Annotated in this window: 24 protein-coding genes and 1 other annotated feature; of the genes, 2 read left to right on the top strand and 22 right to left on the bottom strand. The window is 34.2% G+C overall.

Translation table 11 applies throughout. The annotated features are described in order from the left end of the window. Positions 1–577 precede the first annotated feature (577 nt). The 3 genes from PB01_RS09115 to PB01_RS09105 all read right to left on the bottom strand — a co-directional run bounded on the left by PB01_RS09115 (position 578) and on the right by PB01_RS09105 (position 2,844). Positions 578–1,138 carry a GNAT family N-acetyltransferase gene (locus PB01_RS09115; RefSeq protein WP_151699921.1) on the bottom strand — a complete coding sequence of 187 codons (561 nt, stop codon included), beginning with the start codon at positions 1,136–1,138 and terminating at the stop codon, positions 578–580. 755 nt (positions 1,139–1,893) lie between these two features. After that, positions 1,894–2,436, bottom strand: a complete 543-nt coding sequence (locus PB01_RS09110) for a GNAT family N-acetyltransferase (RefSeq protein WP_151699920.1) — start codon at positions 2,434–2,436, stop codon at positions 1,894–1,896. A 141-nt stretch (positions 2,437–2,577) separates the two neighbouring features. Further along, positions 2,578–2,844: a CD3324 family protein gene (locus PB01_RS09105; protein WP_151699919.1), complete on the bottom strand. Its 267-nt coding sequence runs from the start codon at positions 2,842–2,844 to the stop codon at positions 2,578–2,580. Between the two features lie 1,073 nt (positions 2,845–3,917). On the opposite strand from PB01_RS09105, the gene PB01_RS21765 reads away from it, so the two are divergent. Then, complete coding sequence (locus PB01_RS21765; protein WP_318837531.1) at positions 3,918–4,367, top strand: tyrosine-type recombinase/integrase; 450 nt, start codon at positions 3,918–3,920, stop codon at positions 4,365–4,367. Between the two features lie 97 nt (positions 4,368–4,464). Here PB01_RS21765 and PB01_RS09095 read toward each other — a convergent pair whose 3' ends face one another. The 9 genes from PB01_RS09095 to PB01_RS21350 all read right to left on the bottom strand — a co-directional run bounded on the left by PB01_RS09095 (position 4,465) and on the right by PB01_RS21350 (position 12,329). Next, on the bottom strand, positions 4,465–5,256 hold the full coding sequence (locus PB01_RS09095; RefSeq protein ID WP_151699918.1) for an aminoglycoside phosphotransferase family protein: 792 nt from the start codon (positions 5,254–5,256) through the stop codon (positions 4,465–4,467). 141 nt (positions 5,257–5,397) lie between these two features. After that, on the bottom strand, positions 5,398–5,862 hold the full coding sequence (locus PB01_RS09090; protein ID WP_151699917.1) for a GNAT family N-acetyltransferase: 465 nt from the start codon (positions 5,860–5,862) through the stop codon (positions 5,398–5,400). Positions 5,863–6,295: 433 nt separating this feature from the next. Further along, a complete protein-coding gene (locus PB01_RS09085; protein ID WP_151699916.1) occupies positions 6,296–7,573 on the bottom strand; it encodes an IS110 family RNA-guided transposase in 1,278 nt (425 codons plus the stop codon). A gap of 114 nt (positions 7,574–7,687) precedes the next feature. Next, the gene (locus tag PB01_RS09080; RefSeq protein ID WP_151699915.1) at positions 7,688–7,987 is read right to left on the bottom strand and encodes a hypothetical protein; all 300 of its coding nucleotides are present in this window, start codon (positions 7,985–7,987) and stop codon (positions 7,688–7,690) included. Positions 7,988–8,456: 469 nt separating this feature from the next. After that, complete coding sequence (locus tag PB01_RS09075; RefSeq protein ID WP_151699914.1) at positions 8,457–8,858, bottom strand: hypothetical protein; 402 nt, start codon at positions 8,856–8,858, stop codon at positions 8,457–8,459. Positions 8,859–9,856: 998 nt separating this feature from the next. After that, the gene (locus tag PB01_RS09070; RefSeq protein ID WP_151699913.1) at positions 9,857–10,252 is read right to left on the bottom strand and encodes a hypothetical protein; all 396 of its coding nucleotides are present in this window, start codon (positions 10,250–10,252) and stop codon (positions 9,857–9,859) included. A 50-nt stretch (positions 10,253–10,302) separates the two neighbouring features. Further along, positions 10,303–10,659, bottom strand: a complete 357-nt coding sequence (locus PB01_RS09065) for a DUF3139 domain-containing protein (RefSeq protein WP_151699912.1) — start codon at positions 10,657–10,659, stop codon at positions 10,303–10,305. Between the two features lie 100 nt (positions 10,660–10,759). Then, positions 10,760–11,251, bottom strand: a complete 492-nt coding sequence (locus PB01_RS09060) for a hypothetical protein (RefSeq protein WP_151699911.1) — start codon at positions 11,249–11,251, stop codon at positions 10,760–10,762. A gap of 940 nt (positions 11,252–12,191) precedes the next feature. After that, a complete protein-coding gene (locus PB01_RS21350; RefSeq protein WP_225986232.1) occupies positions 12,192–12,329 on the bottom strand; it encodes a hypothetical protein in 138 nt (45 codons plus the stop codon). Positions 12,330–12,592: 263 nt separating this feature from the next. On the opposite strand from PB01_RS21350, the gene xerA reads away from it, so the two are divergent. After that, complete coding sequence (xerA, locus tag PB01_RS09050) at positions 12,593–13,432, top strand: site-specific tyrosine recombinase/integron integrase (protein WP_151699910.1); 840 nt, start codon at positions 12,593–12,595, stop codon at positions 13,430–13,432. Positions 13,433–13,505: 73 nt separating this feature from the next. On the opposite strand, the gene PB01_RS09045 is transcribed toward xerA, so the two are convergent. The 10 genes from PB01_RS09045 to PB01_RS09000 all read right to left on the bottom strand — a co-directional run bounded on the left by PB01_RS09045 (position 13,506) and on the right by PB01_RS09000 (position 21,929). Further along, positions 13,506–14,051 (bottom strand): GNAT family N-acetyltransferase, encoded by a 546-nt coding sequence (locus PB01_RS09045; protein WP_151699909.1) that lies wholly within the window; start codon positions 14,049–14,051, stop codon positions 13,506–13,508. 163 nt (positions 14,052–14,214) lie between these two features. Then, positions 14,215–15,333 carry an aminopeptidase gene (locus PB01_RS09040; protein WP_192797526.1) on the bottom strand — a complete coding sequence of 373 codons (1,119 nt, stop codon included), beginning with the start codon at positions 15,331–15,333 and terminating at the stop codon, positions 14,215–14,217. A gap of 294 nt (positions 15,334–15,627) precedes the next feature. Further along, a complete protein-coding gene (locus PB01_RS09035; protein WP_151699907.1) occupies positions 15,628–16,011 on the bottom strand; it encodes a hypothetical protein in 384 nt (127 codons plus the stop codon). A gap of 141 nt (positions 16,012–16,152) precedes the next feature. Beyond that, positions 16,153–16,590, bottom strand: coding sequence for a hypothetical protein (locus PB01_RS09030; RefSeq protein WP_151699906.1), 438 nt, complete (start codon positions 16,588–16,590; stop codon positions 16,153–16,155). 1,087 nt (positions 16,591–17,677) lie between these two features. Continuing rightward, entirely contained in the window at positions 17,678–18,148 is a 471-nt protein-coding gene (locus PB01_RS09025; RefSeq protein WP_151699905.1) for a GNAT family N-acetyltransferase, read from the bottom strand. A 20-nt stretch (positions 18,149–18,168) separates the two neighbouring features. Continuing rightward, the gene (locus PB01_RS09020) at positions 18,169–18,972 is read right to left on the bottom strand and encodes a PP2C family serine/threonine-protein phosphatase (protein WP_151699904.1); all 804 of its coding nucleotides are present in this window, start codon (positions 18,970–18,972) and stop codon (positions 18,169–18,171) included. Beyond that, complete coding sequence (locus tag PB01_RS09015; RefSeq protein WP_151699903.1) at positions 18,969–19,433, bottom strand: HIT family protein; 465 nt, start codon at positions 19,431–19,433, stop codon at positions 18,969–18,971. Before PB01_RS09015 ends, PB01_RS09020 begins: the two co-directional genes overlap by 4 nt. A 96-nt stretch (positions 19,434–19,529) precedes the next feature. After that, positions 19,530–20,695 (bottom strand): IS3 family transposase gene (locus PB01_RS09010; RefSeq protein ID WP_151699902.1). Its coding sequence is split into 2 segments (ribosomal slippage): positions 19,530–20,419 and positions 20,419–20,695, totalling 1,167 coding nucleotides; the frame shifts between segments, so codons are not numbered across the junction. Positions 20,696–20,789: 94 nt separating this feature from the next. Next, positions 20,790–21,007 (bottom strand) — a binding site (T-box leader). A 158-nt stretch (positions 21,008–21,165) separates the two neighbouring features. Then, on the bottom strand, positions 21,166–21,630 hold the full coding sequence (locus PB01_RS09005) for a hypothetical protein (protein WP_151699901.1): 465 nt from the start codon (positions 21,628–21,630) through the stop codon (positions 21,166–21,168). Positions 21,631–21,734: 104 nt separating this feature from the next. Next, positions 21,735–21,929, bottom strand: a complete 195-nt coding sequence (locus PB01_RS09000) for a hypothetical protein (RefSeq protein WP_151699900.1) — start codon at positions 21,927–21,929, stop codon at positions 21,735–21,737. Positions 21,930–22,797: the final 868 nt, after the last annotated feature.

Raw genomic sequence — 22,797 nt, 5'->3', positions numbered from 1 at the left:
ATCAATTTTCATCCAAATTTATTTGTTAGTGGAATTGGGCATGATGCTAAACAGTGTGCGAGTTTTCTCGATATATTTTATAGTACAGGGATAGGTCCCTTGCCTAACATCACTAAAATCATCAAACTCTCCAAAACAACAAGACCATTAATTTCTACGTGAAGTTGATGGATAGTTGTTCTACCCGTTGATTCAAATTCTGTTACGACACATTGACCACTCACTGTTTGAAAGTTCTTATTTTTAATGGCAATATAATCCTCTGAACCCCCCAATTTATAATCAATAAACATAGGATTCCAAAAAAGGGTACTGTAATAACACTAGAATAAAAATCTTTATGCCCCCGTTTTTTTTCATAAAAAAGATTACTATAGAGGTGCAAATGATTAGCCCAATTAATGCATAGATTATTTCAAACATGTGATTTTTCTCCTTTTCTAATAACAATCGACATATATTCTTATTCAAGTAACCTGCTGCTTTAGTTGAACAAAAAAATGAGCTGCATTGCAACTCAATTAACTTCCACTAAAGCACTCGTTAGTTTAAGTGTAATTCTTCACAATGTACTTTTTTAAACTTTGACATAAATACAAGTATCTGTTAGTTTACTACCATCTGCTGATAAATCCTCATTCTTTAAAATCCCTTCTAACTCAAATCCTAATTTTTCGGGAATAGAACGACTCTTTAGATTTGTGGATTCACATCTAATTTCAACTCTCTTAAAGTTAATATGATTTAAACCTAATTCACATAATCCTCTTACCGCTTCTAACATATATCCGTTACCACTAAACCTTGTGTTAATCCAATACCCAATATGACTTTTTGGGATGTCCCAGTTTAAACACTCAAAGCTTGTTACTCCTATAAAATCTTTAGTGTCTTTATGGAATATCAGAAAACGTAAACTATCTCTTTTTAAGAAGTTAATATATGCTTCTCTCAAATTCCCTTCTGTTTCCTCAAGAGTAGGGATTGTCTGTGCAAATGGCAACCAATTCTTTAATGCATTAAAAGAATCTTTTATTGCATCATTAACAACACTACCGTCTCCTGATTGCCTAGGTGCTCGTAATAATAACCTTTCTGTCTCTAATTGTAATGGTATATCTAATAATAATGGATTCACTACAATTCCTCCTTGCCACAACTTATTTATTTATATCCTTGTTAAACTCTACTGTTTACTTTAGTTGAATAACAATAAAGGCTGTCTACTGACAGCCCTGTTCTGCTAAAGTACTCGTTAGTTAGGAAAGCTAAAAAGATTATGGCACCAGCGTGTTGAAATACCAATAATACAACAGTTGAGTTGATGGGATGTTCGTAATAAAAGACCTCAAATAAGAGTTCTAAATTCAAGTTAGCTTTCTTCGCAAGTAACTGTAGTTTTGGATGTCAAGAATTTTTTCTCTACTACCAAGCTTATACCCGCATCCTTATCAAAGCATTTAGTCATCTCTAGTCTGTTTGCTTGATAATTTGAGTTAATATTGAAAATCATAAAAAGTGTTGTTGATAGTATAAAAAAGATACTTATTATTAACACGGATATCTTTAATTTGTTTCCGTTCACCCCCAACGCCTCCTCTCACAATTAGTTATAAATAACCCTACTGTTACACTTACTTATTAGCTTTTGTTCAATAATTTACATATATTAACTTATTCACCATAATCGCAATAGAACCTTCTTATTCAACTAAACTGCTGCTTTAGTTGAATAAGAGAAAAGAGTTGCTTAAGCAGCTCAACGACCTTTCACAAAAGCCTCCGTTAGTTGAAGAAAATACGTGAAGCTTATACAACAATCGCGCCTGTTTATGTAAGAACATAGTCTATTCAAATAACACTACCCGTTGTTAAAATGAGCTATTTGGAAATCTATTGTTTTCCGGAATTATCAAATCGAAAAATACTCTTTTGTCCATCAAACGTTTCCCCGTATATCTCTGTGTAGACTCCATTAGTGTAATTTGATATTGACCTCCTCCAAAATTTTTGTCCAGCAATGTTTTTCTCAAATGGGTTAGTAAACAACTCCCAGTTCCCTTTAAATTGCTCAAATACTATATTTGTTGCTATTTCAGCAATACCTTTCCCTCTTAATGATTGAATTAAGAAGAACTCATTTACAAAATAGTCAATTCCTTTATTACAATGTGGTGGGGTTGCTATTAGGATAAATCCTGCTGGTATCCCATCTAATAAAATTACGTAGGGGAATAAAATTTCTGGCTTTTCCCACCAAATATTTTGAACTTCATACTGATCATTTAATGTTCGAAAATCGTCGCTATCCTCATATATCCCGTGAACATTCGGGATTCTACCATATTGTCCAGAAAGGTCATATAGGTATAAAGGATATAAGTTTTTTATAATATAAGCTTCACTTTTATCTGTTAAACGAACATCAATTTTCATAGGCTTCTCCTTTTAAAACTGTATTTGTATATGCTGTAATTGTAATAAGAGCAGTCCAATGAATATATATAATAAACGATTATAAAATGTTCTTTACTTAGAAAAGTCACCTCAGATTTAATCCATTGTGATATATAAAAACTATTTTTTTGAGTATACTATTTTTTTAATACTATCGTGAGAAAGAAAGAATTGATTTGAAAGTTGATCTATAGTTACCCCTACCGAAAATTGTTGCCGGATCTCATGGTTTCTATGGTTTAAATAATTTTTACTCCCTGAACTTTCTCCCCATTTCATGTGTAATCCCTTTGAAATAGGGACATAAACCATTTCTCCATTTACATATTTCTGTATTTCCTTCAGCAGTTCTTTTGGAAAGATGCTTTTTGCATTTACATATTTCATGTTAGCTTCGCTCCTTAAATTAGAATAAATTTTTAAGGTAGCAAAGTCATTACTATAAACAATGATCACTTTGCAGACGGAAAAAATTTCTAGCCCTATACAAACAACCGCCGTTGTTCATAGTGCTAACTTTGCATAGAGCAGATCTTTAAATTTCCCCTATTTATTGTCATAGTAATCCTCCTTCCTGTTCTAATACAATTACAGTTACATTTCTTTTAACAATTATTCAGCAAAATGGCTCGATAGTTGAACACAAGTTAATCAACACTGTGCAACTAGTCGAGTAGAAGGGAACCTTTCTACCTTGCGGTAGATTGTGTTCCTCCCCCCTCACAGAACCGTTCTTGCGCTATTTACGCACACGGCTCCTCCAAGTCACCATTCACAAGATGTACCTAATCTCTTTCGATCAGATTTGCTTATTCTGCTATCCGACTCCCTACATCGGCATTTGGTTTCCTTGCTTTTTATCGCTTGTACACCATACTCTTCTATAAGAAGAAAAGACCGGTAGGGCCCTCTCGATTTACTAACATTATGGAGCTCAATCCCTTCAACCATTTGGCTTTCTACCCACCCGCTATATGATACGACCTAGGCTCGGCCGCACACCTGCCTCGTTAGTAAAATCACGCATTATGTCTATAATTCTATTAAGTTGGCAATAATCCCTTTAATATTACTATTTTAGGGGGTATGGAATTGTAACTGTCAAAAGCATGGGATTCTTTTGAAACGGATAAGAGAATAGATGGCTTTTCTTCCCATACGTTGAAAGCATACCAGTTACAGTTTTTGCTACTAATTGGTTATTTTAAAGATGTAGAGATGGAACTGCTGGATACAAATCAACTGAAGGAATATCTTGCTACATCCGGTAAGCATTTGAACCAGCCAGTCTTGCACATCGTACCCGCTTTATGAAATCGTTTTTTCGATGGTCTTATGAAGAAGGCTACTTGATTAAGAATCCAACATCCAGAATTAAAGAGCCCAAGATAGGGAAGCGTATACCCAAGTATTTAACTGAACGGAAGATTAAACACCTTCGTGAATCCTGTAATTCCCCAATGGAAAGAGCGATTTTCGAATTCATGTTTTCTACCGGTTGTCGAATTGGAGAATTAGTTGCTTTAGAAAAGAACCATATTAATTGGTCCAATCAATCCGCAATTGTTAGAGTGAAAGGTGATAAGGAGAGGGTAGTTTATTTTAATATACGTTGCGACATCTGGCTTAAACGTTATATTGAAAGTCTTAATGATAATAATCCCGCCATCTTTGTAACAGCAAGGCAGCCACATAAAATGAGTGTCGCTCAAATGCGATACATCATCAAGCGGATTTCCAATCGTGCTGAAATTATCAAAGAGATTCATCCACACCAACTTAGACACAGCTATGCAACTCATTTGTTGTATAATGGAGCTCCTATTGAAATCATACAAAGACTAATGGGGCATGAGAAAAGTGCAACCACAAGGATATACGCTCAATTAAGTGGAAGGTTAAGGAAATAGTATTATCAGAAGTACTTTTAAATGTAAAAAGGAGCAACGCCTTAAAAGACGTTGCTCTACTTGACTAAAGCACCAGTTAGTTCAATAAAACCTACTCTTAAATCCACTCTTTTCCATGTTCATGAATAAATTTAATATCATTTTGATAATGTTCAACGTGCCCTTCATCTATCATCTTTTGAAAAGCAATATCACCTTCACTAGCTTTTCTTTTAATGGTTTTACATAATCCTTCTAATCGTAACAATACCATCTCCAAATAATCCTTTTCTATTCCCTTACCATAGGATTCAAAAAACAATTTGACTCTTTGTTTTATACGGTCGGAATGCTGTAATGAATTATAATAAACAGCCTCACCTGTCTCAGAATGATAAACTCTACTTAAGGGAACGCAAGTGTAAAGAGTATAGGCTATGTCCCAAAGTCTTGGACCAGGCCCGGCAACATCAAAATCAATAATACCTACTAGTTTTCTATGATTAAAAATAAGATTGTATATTGCAAAATCATTATGACATAGTACCTCAAATGGTTCGGGGGTATTATCTATTGCTTGCCAGCTTTCTTCAATTGAAAAATCACTCACAGAATCATGATAAAGACAGAGCATCTTCGCTATTTCTTTTAAAAAATCATTAGACCACATATATTCTTTTAAAGGATAATTACCAGCTTCCCCTTCAATAAATGATAATATTTCTCTTCCTTTTTCATCAATACCTAAAAAATTTGGTGCATAACTGAAACCTTTGTTCTCCAAATGTTTTAATAGCTTATGAACTTTGGGACTATCTGGCTTTAATTCTCTTCGCACAGTATCTCCCGAACGATAAACATTAGAGACATTCCCTCCTGTTAGAATTTCTTCGTTCTCATGGTTTGACACCTATAAACTCCTCCTTAATATGACTATCTAAAAACTTTAAAACAAAATCTACTAGTTCAACTAAACTGCTGCGTTAGTAAAAAGGCTTTACTCCTTCTTGAAGTAAAGCACCCATTCTTTGAAGAAGACCTACTATCTAAATTAGCATTGGTAAGACATCTTTAGAAATTCAAAACTATCTCCGTTTGTATCCTGCATAAAAGTATCGACATCTTCAAATCCAATTTTTCTATATACTTTTATCGCCCTCTGATTGAAAACTGCTACTGATAACGTTATTTTTTGGGGTGTATATTTTGATTTAGCAAACTCTAAACCTGCTTTTAAAAATTCCAATCCATTTCCATTACCGATTAAATTTGGTCTCATCCCTAACCCTATATCTATGGTATTTATATCAACTTTATTAAAGCTAAAGAAGCCTATAATATTATTGTCTTTAGTAACAACAAAATTTGAGTCACCTCGTTTTTTAGAGTCTAAGAACTCAACTAAATCTTCTTTATCTGCCTCCATATCGTAAAAAGAATATTCAGCTTCATAGTGCCAATTAAATGCAATATCTTCCGCTTGTTCTTGTGTCATAATTTTAAACTTATATCCCATAATTATTTCTCCCTTACATCACTATTACAATCTCATCCATCCATTTACCTTGTTCGACTAAACTCCCTCTATAAACATTGAGATATCAACGGTTTTCATCACTTCGTGATTAAAGAAAAATATTTTTCTCTTCTCTGATAAACAGAGTCTTGAATTTATAGATTTTATTACCAAGTTGAGCGTACGCTTCGCTAAAACTAATGGAAATCATTAGCTTTTATCTCCATTATTTCGATGCACAATGGATCTCTGCGATGCTTATGACGACGTACCCTCCCATGTCTCTTAGCGTCAACGCGCTTACATTCCTTCGTTCGGTCTATTCATAAGGCAGAGGCCTGCTAAGCTGCCCCGGGGACTCATAGTCTAAGTTTAGTAATATTGCCGGCTTCTCCGTATCATCCTTTTTGTTATAGCTCTTTGATTGAAATGCTTACGCTGCCTCTCCGAGACAGTAGAGATCTTTCATCATAAGTTGCTCGTTAAAATACACTTTCTTTTTACAAATCCCATGTAATATTTTTAGTAATTTACCACAGAGTACTACCATCGATTGCTTGCCCCTTAAGGGATTCTGATTCCTTGTGGTGTAGTATTCATGAAGTTGTTTGAATGCTAGGTTATGCCGAATCAAAGGAACAATCACTTTGAAAAGGATATGTCTAAGTCTCTTACGTCCACGTTTTGATATATGTTTTTGACCCTTATGTTGACCAGAAGAGTTTTCACGTAATGTTAGTCCCGCTAGTTTAATGAGTTGGCGTGGATTTTCGTAAAGTGAAAAGCTCCCTACTTCGGAAAGTAGATCAACAATCGTCGCATCACCTAAACCTGGTACTGACGCGAGTAGGTCATATTCCATCGTTGTCTTTGCCATTTCAGTTAATTGGTCATTCACTGCTTCGATTTCAGCTTCTAATAAGCGAAACTGACGTAGGAGTGTGGCGATTTCATGTTTGGCCATCTTTTGTCCTTCTGTCAGTCCAATAGAGTTTGAAGCCTTTTCAATGAGTAGCTTAGCTTTTGGTAGTTGTGGAGCTCTCATACCCCCTACCTGACGGTAGAGAAATACAAGTTCTTCCGCGGTTTTCCCTTGAATGTCCTGTGGCATTGGTGTTCTTTCTAATGCAGTAAGTGCCATTTTTCCGAAAGAAGGAAAGACTTGAGTGAATTCAGGAAAATATCGATCGAGCCAACGAATGATTCGATTTTTAATACTTGCTAGATCCTCCGTTAACTTTGATCTAAGAGTAGAACCAATCCGTAGTTCAGCTTCTACTTCTTTTAATATTCGCGGATAGCTAAAGCGTCCATCTTTCAATAATCGCGCGATGACTAATGCATCTTTTTTATCATTTTTAGTCGGCAAATTATCATCAAGTTCTTTCGAACGTTTGACGTGCATTGGATTTACCATGACAAGTGGAATGTCGTATTGATCTAAAAAATAGGCTAAGTTCATCCAGTAGTGACCTGTTGGTTCAATGCCGACGATGACTTCCGTTTTCTGTGTTTCCAGCAGCGTTTGTCTAATTTTTTCATACAAGCTTTCGAATCCTTCTTTTGATTGATGTACAGAAAATGCTTTTTCTATCACACGTCCTCGTTCATCGACAAAGCAGGCGTAATGCACGTGCTTCGCTATGTCTATACCAACGACGAGTGTATTTTCAGTTACTTGATTAATTTTGTTATTCATTTTAGAATGCATTTAGGAGTCCTCCTTGTAGATGATGGGTCAATGGTCGTTGACACTCAGCATCATACTAGAGGGCTCTTTTTTCTGCAAGACCCCGAACATCTTTCAAACAGGAATGCTGCCCCGTTAGTTAAATAAAGAACTTAATATCAATGGTGAGATAATTAGTACAAAAGAAACTAAAACTAGTGTCCATGAAACAGTCTTTGAAAGCTTTTCTCTACCTTTTCCTTTATACCACCCAGAGAATTGCCACTTATTCCTATACAAAACAAAGAGTAGCAACAAAATAGCTATTCCACCCGACAATGAGTAATTTTCGTATATTCCGAATCTTATATATGTGTTTCCTATAATCGTCGCACCCAAAACACCGAAAAATGTAAAGATAATTATTATTCGTACTAGTTCTAATAAAATTTTCAATTTTATTCCACCTTCGTAATAGAGTAATCCTTTTTACTCTTTCGTAGTCTATTGTTCTATTATTACGAGGTTGTTGAGATGTTCCCCATATAATATTTACTTCGACAACTTCCTATAAGCTCCTTCTTCTTCCTCTTACCAGTTAAGCTAATCCAAAAAAAAGAGCCGTCTTAACAGTTCTATGATCTTCAACTAAGCACCCGTTAGCCATACATCCAGCACAAAATCAATGCTGCACCACAGAGAATGAAAATGGTTAGAGGAGTCAATACTAGTAGTCCACCGAAATCAATAGACTTATTAATCTCCGCTCTCCTCTTTTTTTTTACGATTAAGCAGGGGTCTTCTTAAGTATTGTCATTTTTCTTTACTTGAAGAAATTAATTTTCATGGTAGTTCAACAAAAAAGACTTCACAACTGGCAATAAAGGTTTATTTCAATCACATTAGTTATTTTTTTATCTTTATACTACCTGCTTGGATTAAGTGTTATATTCTCACTTTCACCATCTATCATTACAGTAAAAATAAGTTCTGAACTATCAATTTCGGCATATGAACAACCCCATCCACAACCCTTTTTAAACGCTGTACCTTCTAATATTCCCTTATCATTTAAGTAAGCACTGCCCCCAGATGATGATGTTTTATAATCTACCTGATAATGAACTTCCTTCTTCAAAAGTTCTTCTAAATTTTTGCCTTTAAATTCTGCAGCATAATTTCCCTCAACTAGCTTATTATTCTTATTGATATTAAATTTTACTGTCCAATTTTCACTTTCCCCCAAAAATGTTGAGGTTTTGCCATTATAAGCTAAAAGAAATACTACCAACAATAAAAAAAGGACGATAGAAACAGTTTTACGCATTTTTATCTCTCCTCACCATATTCCTTATTTTAACTATATCTATTCGACTTTTTTTCTAAATTTCCTTCTTAAACTAAACGTTAGTAATAGGTAAACGTTTGAAGTTATCTCTGGCTTTTCCCCTACTCCGCACGGAACGTGCCAGTTTCCAAGCATTCCGCGTTCCATCTAACGATGGTATTATTAATTATAAGTTTCAAGTTACTCTTCATCGAAGAGCTTGCACTGTGGCATCATTCTTATATGAAATGATGTTCCCACGTTCTTACCAGACCGGTGCAATGCACAGTTGAAAAATAATTATTACCTATCGCTAGACTTGGGGCTGTTCCTCCACCTCCATTACAGAGGTTTCACTGGTCGTACCCCTACCCTCATAAGGACAAATGCATTTCGCCATTTAGCTTATAGCAACCGTTTCGGGTGACAGCCCTTGATCCAACGTTCCTTATTTTCCAAGTACCTTATAACCTAGCTATCTTTTTCTAAACTTAGGTGCTTCCTGTAAGCCTATGAGCTGGATACCGCCATTGTTCGGTATAACGTGTTTCAGAGCAGCAATTTTTACTCCACGTCACTCACCCCATCGTTGGATGGTACACAAGTTTCCTTATGCTCTAACTTTAGACCCGTACATTCGGAAGTTCGTCTGTTCTTTTCCGTAAGAAAATTCTCACCATATTTAGTTTTTCAGCCATCCGACATATCCATTGGCATACCTTTTCCGTGAGGAGTGGCTTCAGCCTTTGTTCTGCCGACTTTACCTGAGCTTCAGACCCCATAATCTGTCTATTATGACGCATGCAGGAGTATCAATGGGATAGTTTCAAAATACGTGGTTTTATCATTCCTATCCTCGGTTATAAAGTTAGGATTTCCGAAGAAATCCCTTGTTTTTTCACACATTAGTGCTTATAACAAAACTTGTCGCGCTGCTGCGTTAGTCCAATAAGGAAAAAGGCTTTACTCCTTCTTGAAGAAAAGCACCCGTTAGTTAATTATTCAATTATTCCTTTTCCAACCAATTGTGTTCCATCAACCAAACCTAATTGACCAAAAGTATATATATATTCTGATTGATTCCTCTTATTTACACCTTGAATATTTACAAAGTATTCATTACCTTCCTCTAACAAATTATATATTCTTGAGTCCTCAATCATTACCTTATATCTCTCTTTATTTGGACTGTTATCATTAGCATTAGAGCCTATAACCCACATCTTCATATATTTTCCTGGTTCAATATAATGTTCTTTCTTTTCAATTTCAAAAAACATCGAACTACTTTTATAAGATTTTTCTTCCTCAAAATATAAATAAAATAAAAAACCTACTATTAAGAATAAAATAACCAACCAAACTACCCATTTTTTACGAGAACAATTGAACAAAATACCACCTCCCAATAAAAGTTCTTATTAAACTAAACTGCGGCGTTATTTCAATAACGTGGATTATAGTTCTTTAAGTCTTCCTCTTTAATGCCTTCTTTCTGTCCCTCTTCAATGATTTCGTAATTAAATTGAAATACATCGTTGTCGTGCGCAAAATAGGTATACTCAACATATGGTTCATTTTTGAAGGTAACAATTGCATAGAATGCTGGTAGCTTAAATCCCCATACACCCTCAACGGATTCAATATCCTGTTTTTTAAAGCCTTTTTCTTCAATCAGGTAAGTAGTTACCCTATTTTTGTAGATATATTTATTTGCTTGTATTGATACTATCGGTACAATTACTATTCCAATAAGAATAATCAATAGTGTAATTTTAAAAATCTTCTTAGTTCTCCCCATTCTCCAACCCCTCCATTTGTCATTTATATATTTTCACTAAACTGCTGCGTTAGTTGAACAAGGAGTAATAAGGGGAGTCAGTGCCATTTCTTCTTAGTATTTAATATCTAGCCAAAGCTCCGAAGGCAGAAGTAAATTCTGTTCTTACCTGGACGATGAATTCTATCGGTTCTCCGGTATTATCTTTGGCATGAAGATTCTCACGGGTCTTTCCTTCATACCAAGTCCTCTTACCATCAAAAGTCTTATTAATCTCTTCGTCGCCTTCAAAGTAAATTTCGAAACCACTTTCTAATACTCTTTCTGATTCTTTATAATATTCATACACTTCTTTTTCACTAAGTTCAGAATATAACTTTTTATAGACAACTAAAGTTGGTCGTCCCCCACTACCCCATGGTCCTCCACCGTACCCTACTCCATAATCAAATCCTTGTTCCAGTAATTTTGTTTTTGGAGGAAGTGGATAAGAAAAGACTTTATTTGCAATCTCTTCAGCAGTCTTTTTATCTTGGCTAAAAAAAGATACAGCCAACCATGAAACAGCTAAAATGATTGATAAGATAATCAAAATCTTAAATCTTTTATTCAAGAAACCTCTCCTATCTTAATATCTCTTTAAAGTTAATTATCTATTGCCACTATCAAAATTAATAATATTACTTTTCCAAAAATGAATGTCTTTTAAGATTTTTTCATACAACTACCCCTATATAACCTGCTTCGTAAGGTCAATAAGAAAAAGGCTTAACACCTTCTTGAAGTAAAGCACCCGTTAGTAAAAAAAGAACGTTTCTTCAAATTGAAGAAACGAATTTATTTTTTCCTTTTCGATTTTCCGAATAAACCTATTGCAACAGCCGTGCCAATGCCGACGGCAAACCAAGTAGCTAAACTCAATACACTCACCTCCATTTAGACTAAAATGGTTCCATATTGTATTTTACGAATTACTTGATATTTTGGATAAATAAATAGACCATCGAAATGATGGTTTTGATCTGCTAAAGCACCCGTTAGCTTAACAAAATTACTTGTTTATTTTTCTCCCAACCAGTGTTGCGATTAGAAGGGTACAATAAGTTCAACAAATAGGACGCTAAACCCATTGCTGGATCAATGCCCCTGTAGGTATAATAAGAGATTTTCTTCTTATGAAACTACTTTATGGTGTTTTCTAATTTCTTTAAGTAGGTTAAAAATTCTTAAACCATCAGATTGAAAACCGCCTAAATGTCTTAGGAATGAAGGATAAGTATAGGGAATTGATGAAGTTAAGAATACAATAAAACTAATGATTTCAACTCTGTTAATTATAATGCCTAACACGCCAGAAATTAAATGGGAGATAAAATATAGTGTTACAAAACCAAACAATGAAGCTATCGGTCCACCCGCAAAAAAAATAAGTCTTTGTTTATTTGTAGATGGCGGTAATTCTTCTGGATTCGAAACACAACAGAAACCTGAAAAGGATATGGTTAGATAAAATGTAATTCTTCCAAGACTTAGCTTCAGTTTTTTCTCTTTACTTAATGAACCAATATATATATATCTGCCTTTGCTTTCTTATTTCGTAAAAGTACTGCAATTGCATGGCCCATTTCATGTATTAAAATTGCCATTGTAAAAACAATTAGTATTACAACCACTTCAAAAACATTCCACAAAAAGATAACCCCCATTTCCCTATGAGTAAATAGTAATTGTTACTTTTATTTCTTTTTTAGAAATGATGAATTAAACCCCCTTTTCTTTACTACGTTAGAAACAAATAAAAGATTCAATTAGGATTAAATTTTCCATTTGGAATTATCAAAAGTTCATTTCTTCTTCAACTAAACTGCTGCGTTAGTCAAAACAGACCATATGTCTATAATTCTATAAAATTGGCAATAATCCTTTTAATATTACTATTTTAGGGGGAATAGAATTGTTACTAACAAAAGCATGGGCTTCGTTTGAAGCTGATAAGCGAATAGAGGGCTTTTCGCCACAAACGTTGAAGGCCTACCGATTACAGTCTTTGTTACTAATTGATTATTTTAAGGATGTAGAGATAGAGTTACTGGATACAAATCAACTGAAAGAATATCTCGCTATATCCGGTAAGCATTTAAAACCAGCAAGTCTTGCACATCGCATTCGTTTTATGAAGTCATTTTTTCGTTGGTCGCACGAAGAAGGCTATCTGAGTAAGAATCCAACTTCCAAAATCAAAGAACCCAAAGTGGGAAAGCGGATACCTAAATATTTAACCGAACGGGAGATCGAACACCTTCGTGAATCCTGTCATTCCCCAATCGAAAAAGCAATTTTTGAATTCATGTTTTCTACTGGTTGTCGAATTGGAGAAGTAGTTGCGTTAGAAAAGAACCATATTAATTGGTCCAATCAATCCGCGATCGTAAGAGGAAAAGGAGACAAGGAAAGGGAGGTCTATTTTAATACACGTTGCGATATATGGCTTAAACGCTATATAGAAAGTCGGAATGATCAGAACTCTGCTATTTTTGTAACAGCCAGACAGCCACACAAAATGAGCGTCGCCCAAATGCGATACATTATCAAGCGAATCTCCAATCGTGCGGAAATTAATAAAGAAATTCATCCACACCAACTTCGACACAGCTACGCAACTCATTTGTTGAATAATGGAGCTCCTCTTGAAGTCATACAAAGTCTTATGGGGCATGAGAAAAGTGAAACCACCAAGATCTATGCTCAGTTAAGCGGAAGGTTAAGAAAAGAGTATTATCAGAAGTACTTTTAAATGCAAAAGGAGCAACGTCTTAAAGGACGTTGCTCTATTTGACTAACGCACCCGTTAGTTGAAACTTAATTCATCATTTTTTTACAAGCATGTAATGATAATGTATTTGATCTTCAATCTCAACATTCCCTCTAAGATGAAAGCCACATTTTGCTATTACTTTATTTGAAGCTGCATTGCGTGGAAGAACCACAGCGTTCAATTGTTTAACATCAGTGTTTTCAAATAGGTAATTTACTAATCCTTTTACTGCTTGTGTTGTGTACCCCTTATTTCTATAATGCTTAGAAATAGAGTAAGCAACTTCTCGATTTGTTCCAATTAGTTCCTCTTTAATACCAGTATTACAGAAACCAATAAATTCATCAGTTTCTTTTAAAACAATTCCCAACTTCAGCCACCTTTCACCTATGCTTGGGACATTAGCTAAAAACTCTTTATTATCCGGTATCTCATAATTTGTAACCCAATCTAACCTTTGTTCTCTAGTCGAACGCCAATCTGGTAAAAACTCATAAATTTCAGGTTGTGAAGTCAGTTCATAAATAGCATCTACATCTTCTATTCTAAACTCTCTTAATAGTATTTCACCGCAGTCTATTGTAAATAAATCGTTCATATTCATTTCCCCTCCAATGTAATAAGATTCTCGCTAAGTTGAATAATTCCTTCTTCAACTAAACTGTTGCTTTAGTAAAAAAGACTCTACTCCTTATTAAAGTAAAGCACCCGTTAGTTCAATAAGGACTATTTATTTTACACTTCCGAGCTATACTGTGATTTTATTGAGCTAGTATTTTTTCTGGATTTAATACATCTAATTCAGGAATAACAAACCGCCCGTCTTTCCTTATTAACTGACCATCAAAATAGATTTCTCCCCCACCATAATCAGGTCGCTGTATAGATATTAAATCCCAATGAATGGCGGATTTATTCCCATTATCTGCTTCGTCAAAACAGCTACCTAAAGCAATATGGAAACTCCCATCAATTTTTTCATCGAATAACGTATTATTCATTGGAACTTTCACTTTCGGATTAAAGGCTAACGCAAATTCACCAACGAAACTTGCTCCTTCATCTGTATTAAGTATTTCATTAAGTTTCTCCGAATGATTTGCTGATGCATTGACCACTTTTCCATTGGCAAATGTCAGTGAAATATTTTCATATGTAAATCCATTGAACGTCGAAGGTGTATTAAAAGTGATGGTTCCATTTACAGAATCTCTAATAGGCGCTGTATACAACTCGCCATCGGGAATATTATCGGTACCATCGCCTTTAATCACACCCATATTTTCAATGGAGAAAGTTAAATCAGTTTGCGGTCCTTTAATTTCGACCACCTTTGTTTTTTCCATATAATCTTTTAATGGTTCCATTGCTTCAGAAAGTTTCTTGTAGTCCACCGTACAAATATCAAAATAGAAGTCTTCAAAAGCTTCTGTACTCATACGAGCTTCCTGTGCCATAGACGCATTAGGAAAACGAGTTGTCATCCACTTTTTCTTATAGATGGCTTCAGACTGCAACTTACCATATGTCTTTGCATATAGCTCCATTTTTTCACTGGGAATATCGGAGTGCTCAGAAGTATTTACTGGACTTCTCAAGTTAATATATCCGTCCATTTTCGCCAAGCGATCTACTTCAATTTCAGCTAGGATTTCAAACTGCTCTTTTGTTCCACCTAGAACCAATTGTCTTGTTACTGTTGCATCTCTTAAATCGCTATGTGCAAAACCGCCAGCTATATGAATTTCCTTAATAATCTCTCTTACAACACTAAGCTCAATTTCTGTATTAGTTTGTATCAATATATGCTCGTTTGGTTGTACCTTTATTGAATGGTTTACTATTAACGCTGCAATCTTTTGTATCCTCGGGTCTTTCAAGTAAAACACCTCTTTTAGTTTAATATTAATACTGCCAATAAAAATTTTGACATCAACTAACTTTTACAATTATTGAACATCACAAACACCTCATAACTCTGTTATATATGTTTTTCGACAAATTCTTGATATTACCTTTTTTTCCTTACTATCCGATAATCTCAATCCAACTCCTTATTGAACTAACCTGCTGCGTTAGTAAAAAAGGCTTTACTCCTTATTGAAGTAAAGCACCCGTTAGCTTAAATGAAAAACACTTCACAAATGGCATCAAAGGTTCCCTCAATTTTATCCCTATTTTTTATTAAGCATTATATTCTCCTCTTTGCCATCTATTATTACGTTAAAAACAAGTTCTGAACCATCACAATTTGAATAGCAACTCTTTTTAAATGCTGTACCTTCTAATACTCCTTCGTCATTTAAAAAACCAACACCTCCAGATGTTGGTTCTTTAAAACCTACCTCATAAAGAACTTCCTTATTCAAAAGTTCTTCTAAATTTCCGCCTTTATATTCTGCAATGAAAGTTCCCTCAATTGAACCATTATTCTTATTGATATTAAATTTTACTATCCAATTTTCATTTTCCCCAAAAAACGTTGAGGTTTTGCCATTACAAGCCGAAAGCAATACTACCAACAAAAGAAAAAGGATTATAGAAATAGTTTTACGCATTTTATCTCGCCTCACCATATTTCTTATTTTAACTATAACTATTCTACTTATTTTCTAAATTTCCTTTTTTACTAACCTGCACCGTTAGTAAAAAAGGCTTTACTCCAGCACTCGTTAGTTAAATTACATTTCTTCAAAATATTATTTACTATCTAATTCTTCGTAGTTAATTTCTTCAATAATTTCTTCATTACCACCTGTTTTAACCATCTTAACTTTCACGTCTTTAATTGGACTAATAGAAAACCAAAATCTTTTTTCATCTTCAACGTTAATTATTGTTGCTCGTTCATCACCAGCATATACTTCAGCTATTGAATTATCATTGATTGAACCAGAGTAAATATAAGGTTCATTTTTCATAGAAGACCATTTAACAGGTGGATTCCATGTGGAGCCTTTTGTTTGTTTCCATTCCCATTGATTATCTCCTTTCTCGAAGTATGCAATAAATATCTTTTCCTCTTGATTCTTATGCTCTTTGAATACCGCGATTGCATCGTCTTCATGTACGACATTAAACTGTTTATTAACAAGTGAATACGAATAACTTTCTTCACCTATATGAATTTCTTTCATTTTTTGTTAAAAAAAACCTTCAAATGTTTGTTCGTCTGAACACCCGACTAAAAAAACTATGAAAAATAAAAATCCTATAAATATATTTCTTTTCAGATGTATCTCCCCCTAGTAGTTAATTTCTCCATCTTCTTCTGAACTCCTTCTTCAACTAATCTGCTGCGTTAGTAAGAAAAGCGCAAGCGCCCTTTAAGTGCACCTTGTCTTCTCTATTTCTAGAGTGCTTTGGACGAAACATCAGCTACACTATTAACGTAGTAATTTAGCTCGTGAAGTGACTGCGTCACTTCACGAGCTATTTTTTTCGGTAATCTTGGGGCGGCTGTTTGTCCGTCGCCTTCTTGAAATATGTAAAGACATAATGCATTTGTTTTGGTTAATGAGAGAATAAATCCTTTCTTATTCTTTTAAAAGCGGACGAAGATACAATTTCGTCCGCTCAGCGCTTCTTTATCTATAGATGCTACCTATTTTTTTAGGTTCCACCAACTCTAATCATCTACCCACATATTCATGTATTCTATGGACGGTAAAAGTAAAAACATATAGGAACTCCTACGTAAGGTAGTCACCATTAAAAAGCATTTCAAGTCGTTGTGAATACTCGATTTCTAGTTTATTAATTTCATATTTTTTTATAAGGTACTACTCACTTAATGGATTGTAGTGAAAAGTGGCAATTCCATCGGGATGAGTGAGAGGCCACTGAAAAAGTCACTATTATTCAAAAAATAAAAATGATATCCCGTATTTACATCAATTTTTAGGGAGTTTGTGGGGATGTAAGACTAATTATAAGGTAAATATACTTCTCAAATGGTGACTTTAATTTCTGATTTTTGTTTTTCAGCGCCATCATGAGTTAGACAGATGAGCCATCGCAAGCTTGCGAATGCGGCGGTGATGCCTCATCGCTCAACCCGAGGAAAGAGCCCTCCTGAAACAGAAATCCGTCGGGGTAAAATAATCCTTTAAAGCACTATGAACACTGGTTTAGCAGCAGGAAAAACCATATACTTTCTTATCTTGTAAAAAAGCTCTACTCCTTATTGAAGTAAAGCACCCGTTAGTTGAATAAGGTTTATAATTAGTTAAATATAAAAATACTGATGAAATAATCTTCTTCAGGAAAATCACCTAGATACTCAAAACCATGATTCAAATAGAAGTCTATTAACTTTTTATTTCCAGCCCAACAATCTAAATACATCGTCTTATTTCCTTCCTTTGCAAAAGAACAAGCAAAGTCCGTTACTTCGGAACCATAATTATTACCTTGGTATTCTGGCAAAATGGCAATTTGAGACAAGTAATTACTTTTAGAATCAATTGTTAATTCACTTAAAGCATCTATATCCTTTATACAAAAAGTCCCAACTATATCTTCATCTAATAATAATACATACGCATAATTATTTTTTATTTCGGTTACAATTTTATTTATATCCCAAGGGTAATCCCACTGGTAAATCCCCTTTGCTTGCAAACCTAACGTCGCCTTATTTAATACATTCACCATTTGTTGCTGATCGTTTGACGTGGCCAATCTAATTTTCATCTTTTTTTTACTCCTATATCTTACTTAACATCACTTGGCATTGTAGCATTTTTTTCATTGATTATTTTCCAGGATACTATTGTTGTACTATCACGAACATTACACTTCTTAATTATCTTAAGTAATTCCTTCACACCATTTTCATTTGATAAACCAACAAACTTTTCAAATATCGCCTCTGGAAGATTGAAGGTTGTATTCGGACATTCTATAAGACCATCAGTAGTAAGGAATATATGATTTTCGCCCTTTCTTAATTCTTTCGTTCCTGAACTATAACAAGGTACTTTTTTATTAAACGTACTATTTTGTCCTATCCATTCATAAAAACTTCTATGGTTTTGTTGATACTCACCTAATGATGATAATTCAGGATGATTTAAAAGGAGAACACAATCTCCGATAGAAAACCACCAAAGATAATTTTCTTTTCTTATAACAATTAGACATGCTGTTTCTCCTATTACTTTCTCGCAAGCCGCTTTAAACTTATTACCACAAAATATACCTAAGATATGTTTTTTAATATTAATGAATGCTTCATTAATTTCCAAATTAAGATGTTTATTTATAGGCTCCTTATTACTTTTAAAAGTATTTATAACGAGTTCTGCACTTTGGGCAGAGTTATGAGCATCAAGTATTATAACAAATTCCCAATTATTATCTTGATCTTCCCAGATTAAACAACCATCCTCATTCTTGTATTGTCCTGCTGATGAATTCCCACCAAAACGTCCTAAAATCATATTATTATCGGTTTTTAGAATATCAATTTCATCCACAAATGTTTTTTGACTACCTACCCATTGATACTCAGTCATGATAGTTCACTTTGAGCTTCTTTTTGTAAAAAGGTTTTTATTCGTCTACAAAGCTCAATTACTTCACCGTTACCACCCATAGGTGCTTCAGCCCAACCATACACTTCCATAGGACCCCAAAATTCTTTAGGCGTATTAGGATATCGTGCTACCAAATGTAGATGTAAATGAGGGACTGAATTCCCAGAAACAAGTGCATATACATGCTCTGCATTTTCAGTTTCTTTTAGAGCTTTACTTACTTTAGACATAACAATCCCAAAAGCCTTTGCTTCTTGTATTGTCATTTCAGCAAGGGATGGCACATGTCTTTTCAAATCGACCATAATGTGCCCTAAGTAATTTTGTTTCGCTTTCTTATCAATATGACCGACTAAAACATACTCATCTTCATAAATCGTAATACCAGAGGTATTAACTCTCCCATTATGTTTGTTACATATAAAGCAGCTCTCATTCATTTAATATGCCTCCCTTAATTATTTCTTTTATTATAAAAATAAAAAAACCTACGGTTGAACTGACCTAGCGATATGAGACACATATAAAACACCTTTTTAGGCTGCCGCAATGCCAAATTCTTTTGGCGTAAGGTAGCCTAATTTTTCTTGGATCCGTTCTTCATTGTAATGACGAATATACTCGTCAATTCTTTGCACAACACTGACATTACTTAATGAATTAAACTTGGCTAGGCTAAACTCTTCTGTTTTTAAACTAGAATGAAAGGACTCAATTACTGCATTATCCCAACAGTTTCCACGTCTGGACATACTGCTAACTAAATGGTTTTCCTTCAAGGCATTTTGATAAGCATACGATGTATAGACACTTCCTTGATCAGAATGAACAATAACACCTTGGGGGTTTCCGCGAGCTATTAACGCTTCACGCAACGTATCCATGACTAACGGAGTCTGTTGGTGATTATAAAGCTTATAAGTGACAATTTCATTGTTATATAAATCCATGATCGTCGAAAGATATAATGTGACGCTACCATATTGAATATACGTAATATCCGTTACCCATTTTTCGTTCGGTTTACTAGCTATAAAGTTACGATTCAATACATTTGGGGCAATTACTACTGACTCACCTTGAGATTTCCATTTTCTTTTTTGCTTTACTTTGCATTGAAGATGAAACTTTTGCATGGTTTTCTGAACGGTATTGCGGTCTAATTTAATTCCATAATCTCTTTTCAATAACGCCTTTATTTTACGATGACCATTGCGGTATTTCGTTTTCTTGCATAGTTCGATGATTGCTTCTTCTGCTAAGGTTAAAATCTTCTCAACACCTTCAGCTAACCAACGATAAAAGCTGGAACGTGGTATTTCTAAGGCTGATAAAATGACACTTACTGTATAGTTTTTCCGGAACTTTTCCACGATTTGAAGAACTATGTGTTTTTCAACTCCTTTATCATTTCCAAATACTTTTTTAGAATCTCATTCTCCATTTTTAAATGGTTCATCTGCGTATCTTTCTTCTCTTCTTCACTTTTAAAATCAGGCCCATGCCCAAACGTATATTGTTTCCCAATCGGTTGGTCAAAACGATGAATTTCATTCGCTCTATACCATCTCATCCATGTCTCAACTTGAGATTTATTCTTAATTCCGTATTTCTCCATAATTTCTTTCGTTGTTAGTTTACCACTCATTTTTTCTTTGACGACTGCCCATTTAATCTCGCTTGTATACACGTTTTTGCCCATGCAAAAACACCTCCGATTTAAGTACTTGTTTTAAGTGTACCATTACCGAAGGTGTTTTATATTGTCTCACTATTTTAGGTTAGTCCAGGTCTCTAAAAGAGACGATAGGTTTTTTATCGTGGTACCACTCTTCTTGTTTCGTTTAACTCTAACGAAACTTCTTGGGAACTTGTTTACGGAAGTTACCCGTATAGATTTACATATCAATCTATCCACTCATAGACGAGTTGGGGAAATAATTGACTGTCTTGCACCTACCGACAGCTCTCTACACAAAAACATTTCCTTAATATTCCTAATCAAAGCGTTTATGATATTATATTTCCTATTATTCTAAATAATCTAACTCAGTAAGTCAATGCCTTAAATTTCCTTCTTCAACTAAACTGCTGCGTTAACACAATAAGGAAAAAGGCTTTACCCCTTTATTGAAGTAAAGCACTCCGTTAGTTGAAGAACGAATTTGAATATTAATTAACAAAAACGCTCAATCCACCAACAATACCAAATGGGATTTCCTCTTTTTCATCTTTATAATACCCTTGCAACTTAATACTTGGATCTTCAAATTTAAGTAGTTGGGATTCACCAAAAACCTCTTTAATAGGTGCAAAAATTGAAAAAGTTATTGTCTCACCTGATTTTAAATTTATTGGTCTATTTGTATTAGTTTTTCCTTCAACCGCAAAAGGATTACCTTTTGATCCATTGGATGTTTTTATCGGGTAACTTAAATAAAACGTAAGATGAGTTAAATCAAATCCAGTTTTATTTGATATTTCAATCGAATAAGATTCATACTCATCGGTTGACTCGGTTTTAACAACATTAAAAATAATATTTTTGTCATCAAATTCGACTTTATTAACTGAACAGCCAAATATTACACCGAGCAAGATAATTAATATGATTAACAACAATTTTCCTTTCTTCATCTTCTCCCCCTAATTTTCCATTATGACCTTATTGAACTAAACTGCTGCGTTGGTAAAAAAGGCTCTACTCCCTATTGAAGTAAAGCACCCGTTAGTTTAACAACTTATTTCTTAACATCATCTTCTATTTCGCCGTATTTTTCCAACAATTCACTAATTCCTTTTTCTTCATCTCTTTTTCCATATTGTTTCTCAAACACTTCTCCAATTATTGAATTGTTAATACCTTTAGTCACAGCTACTTTGATAACTATAAATAGAACAAACAATCCTGCTAGATATAACACAATTGCTTCCATCGCTATAAATCCCTCCAAGCATTAAGTTAAATTGAATAACTAATTTTACCACATGAATCCAATTACCTTATTGAACTAACCTGCTGCGTTAGTTTAAGTGTAAACCTTCACAATCTCATTCATATATTAACATAAATATCCAATTAGAAGACGCTTATAATAAAATATTATATGTAAGTCAGGTGGCCTCATAATTTTCGGTATCTCTTTTGTTATGTAATTTATTCGATTTTGAGCATTTTTTAATTTTCATGGGAGCTAGAGAAGTACAAGAAAAAAAGCGTTAATCCTTCCAGAATCAACACTCATCATAATTACATTAGTTTTTTCAAAACCTCTATATTCAGGTTCAACTCGTTCGAAAACAGCTTTATCTTCATATTTCCGTCTTCATTGATCGATTTTCAGTTGTTTTTGCGTTAATCCTTCTTATAACAACCCCATCGTAGTTTAATAACCTCTATTCTATATAAATAAAACCATATGAGGGAGTCCTTTATTAAAATTTAATACCGACCACAACAAAAAAGACATAACTAAGCATTATTAAATTTTTGTATGATTTTAATTTACAGTTATGACCTTCACAATCACGAAAACCTAATTAAATAAACTTATTTAACAGTTTTACATCCGTTAAACGCAAAATAAGGGCTTCACCATAGAGAATGAAAATATTGAAAAAGCAATCATAATTATTCTATGGTTGGCGAAAGTGGTGACGAACAATGGTGCTATAGAGTCTTTATGTTTCTGATTCCAACGATGTAGGTGCTTTACAGACTGCCTCACCCTTTTCAGGTAAATTTTATGGCAGATTAAACCTAATCTAGTTATTACAAGCAAACAAAGTTTTGACCTATTAGAG

This window comes from Psychrobacillus glaciei, from assembly GCF_008973485.1.
GTDB lineage: Bacteria > Bacillota > Bacilli > Bacillales_A > Planococcaceae > Psychrobacillus > Psychrobacillus glaciei.
The sequence above is the reverse complement of the archived record's forward strand: the minus strand, read 5'-3'. Positions and strand labels throughout refer to the sequence as shown.

What these genes read in the sequence shown, in the direction of transcription:
- PB01_RS09110 (WP_151699920.1), bottom strand. Translation starts at nt 2,436, where the DNA reads ATGAAAATTGATGTTCGTTTAACAGATAAAAGTGAAGCTTATATTATA.
- PB01_RS09105 (WP_151699919.1), bottom strand. Translation starts at nt 2,844, where the DNA reads ATGAAATATGTAAATGCAAAAAGCATCTTTCCAAAAGAACTGCTGAAG.
- PB01_RS21765 (WP_318837531.1), top strand. Translation starts at nt 3,918, where the DNA reads ATGGAAAGAGCGATTTTCGAATTCATGTTTTCTACCGGTTGTCGAATT.
- PB01_RS09090 (WP_151699917.1), bottom strand. Translation starts at nt 5,862, where the DNA reads ATGGGATATAAGTTTAAAATTATGACACAAGAACAAGCGGAAGATATT.
- PB01_RS09085 (WP_151699916.1), bottom strand. Translation starts at nt 7,573, where the DNA reads ATGCATTCTAAAATGAATAACAAAATTAATCAAGTAACTGAAAATACA.
- PB01_RS09075 (WP_151699914.1), bottom strand. Translation starts at nt 8,858, where the DNA reads ATGCGTAAAACTGTTTCTATCGTCCTTTTTTTATTGTTGGTAGTATTT.
- PB01_RS09065 (WP_151699912.1), bottom strand. Translation starts at nt 10,659, where the DNA reads ATGGGGAGAACTAAGAAGATTTTTAAAATTACACTATTGATTATTCTT.
- PB01_RS09045 (WP_151699909.1), bottom strand. Translation starts at nt 14,051, where the DNA reads ATGAACGATTTATTTACAATAGACTGCGGTGAAATACTATTAAGAGAG.
- PB01_RS09035 (WP_151699907.1), bottom strand. Translation starts at nt 16,011, where the DNA reads ATGCGTAAAACTATTTCTATAATCCTTTTTCTTTTGTTGGTAGTATTG.
- PB01_RS09030 (WP_151699906.1), bottom strand. Translation starts at nt 16,590, where the DNA reads ATGAAAGAAATTCATATAGGTGAAGAAAGTTATTCGTATTCACTTGTT.
- PB01_RS09025 (WP_151699905.1), bottom strand. Translation starts at nt 18,148, where the DNA reads ATGAAAATTAGATTGGCCACGTCAAACGATCAGCAACAAATGGTGAAT.
- PB01_RS09020 (WP_151699904.1), bottom strand. Translation starts at nt 18,972, where the DNA reads ATGACTGAGTATCAATGGGTAGGTAGTCAAAAAACATTTGTGGATGAA.
- PB01_RS09015 (WP_151699903.1), bottom strand. Translation starts at nt 19,433, where the DNA reads ATGAATGAGAGCTGCTTTATATGTAACAAACATAATGGGAGAGTTAAT.
- PB01_RS09005 (WP_151699901.1), bottom strand. Translation starts at nt 21,630, where the DNA reads ATGAAGAAAGGAAAATTGTTGTTAATCATATTAATTATCTTGCTCGGT.
- PB01_RS09000 (WP_151699900.1), bottom strand. Translation starts at nt 21,929, where the DNA reads ATGGAAGCAATTGTGTTATATCTAGCAGGATTGTTTGTTCTATTTATA.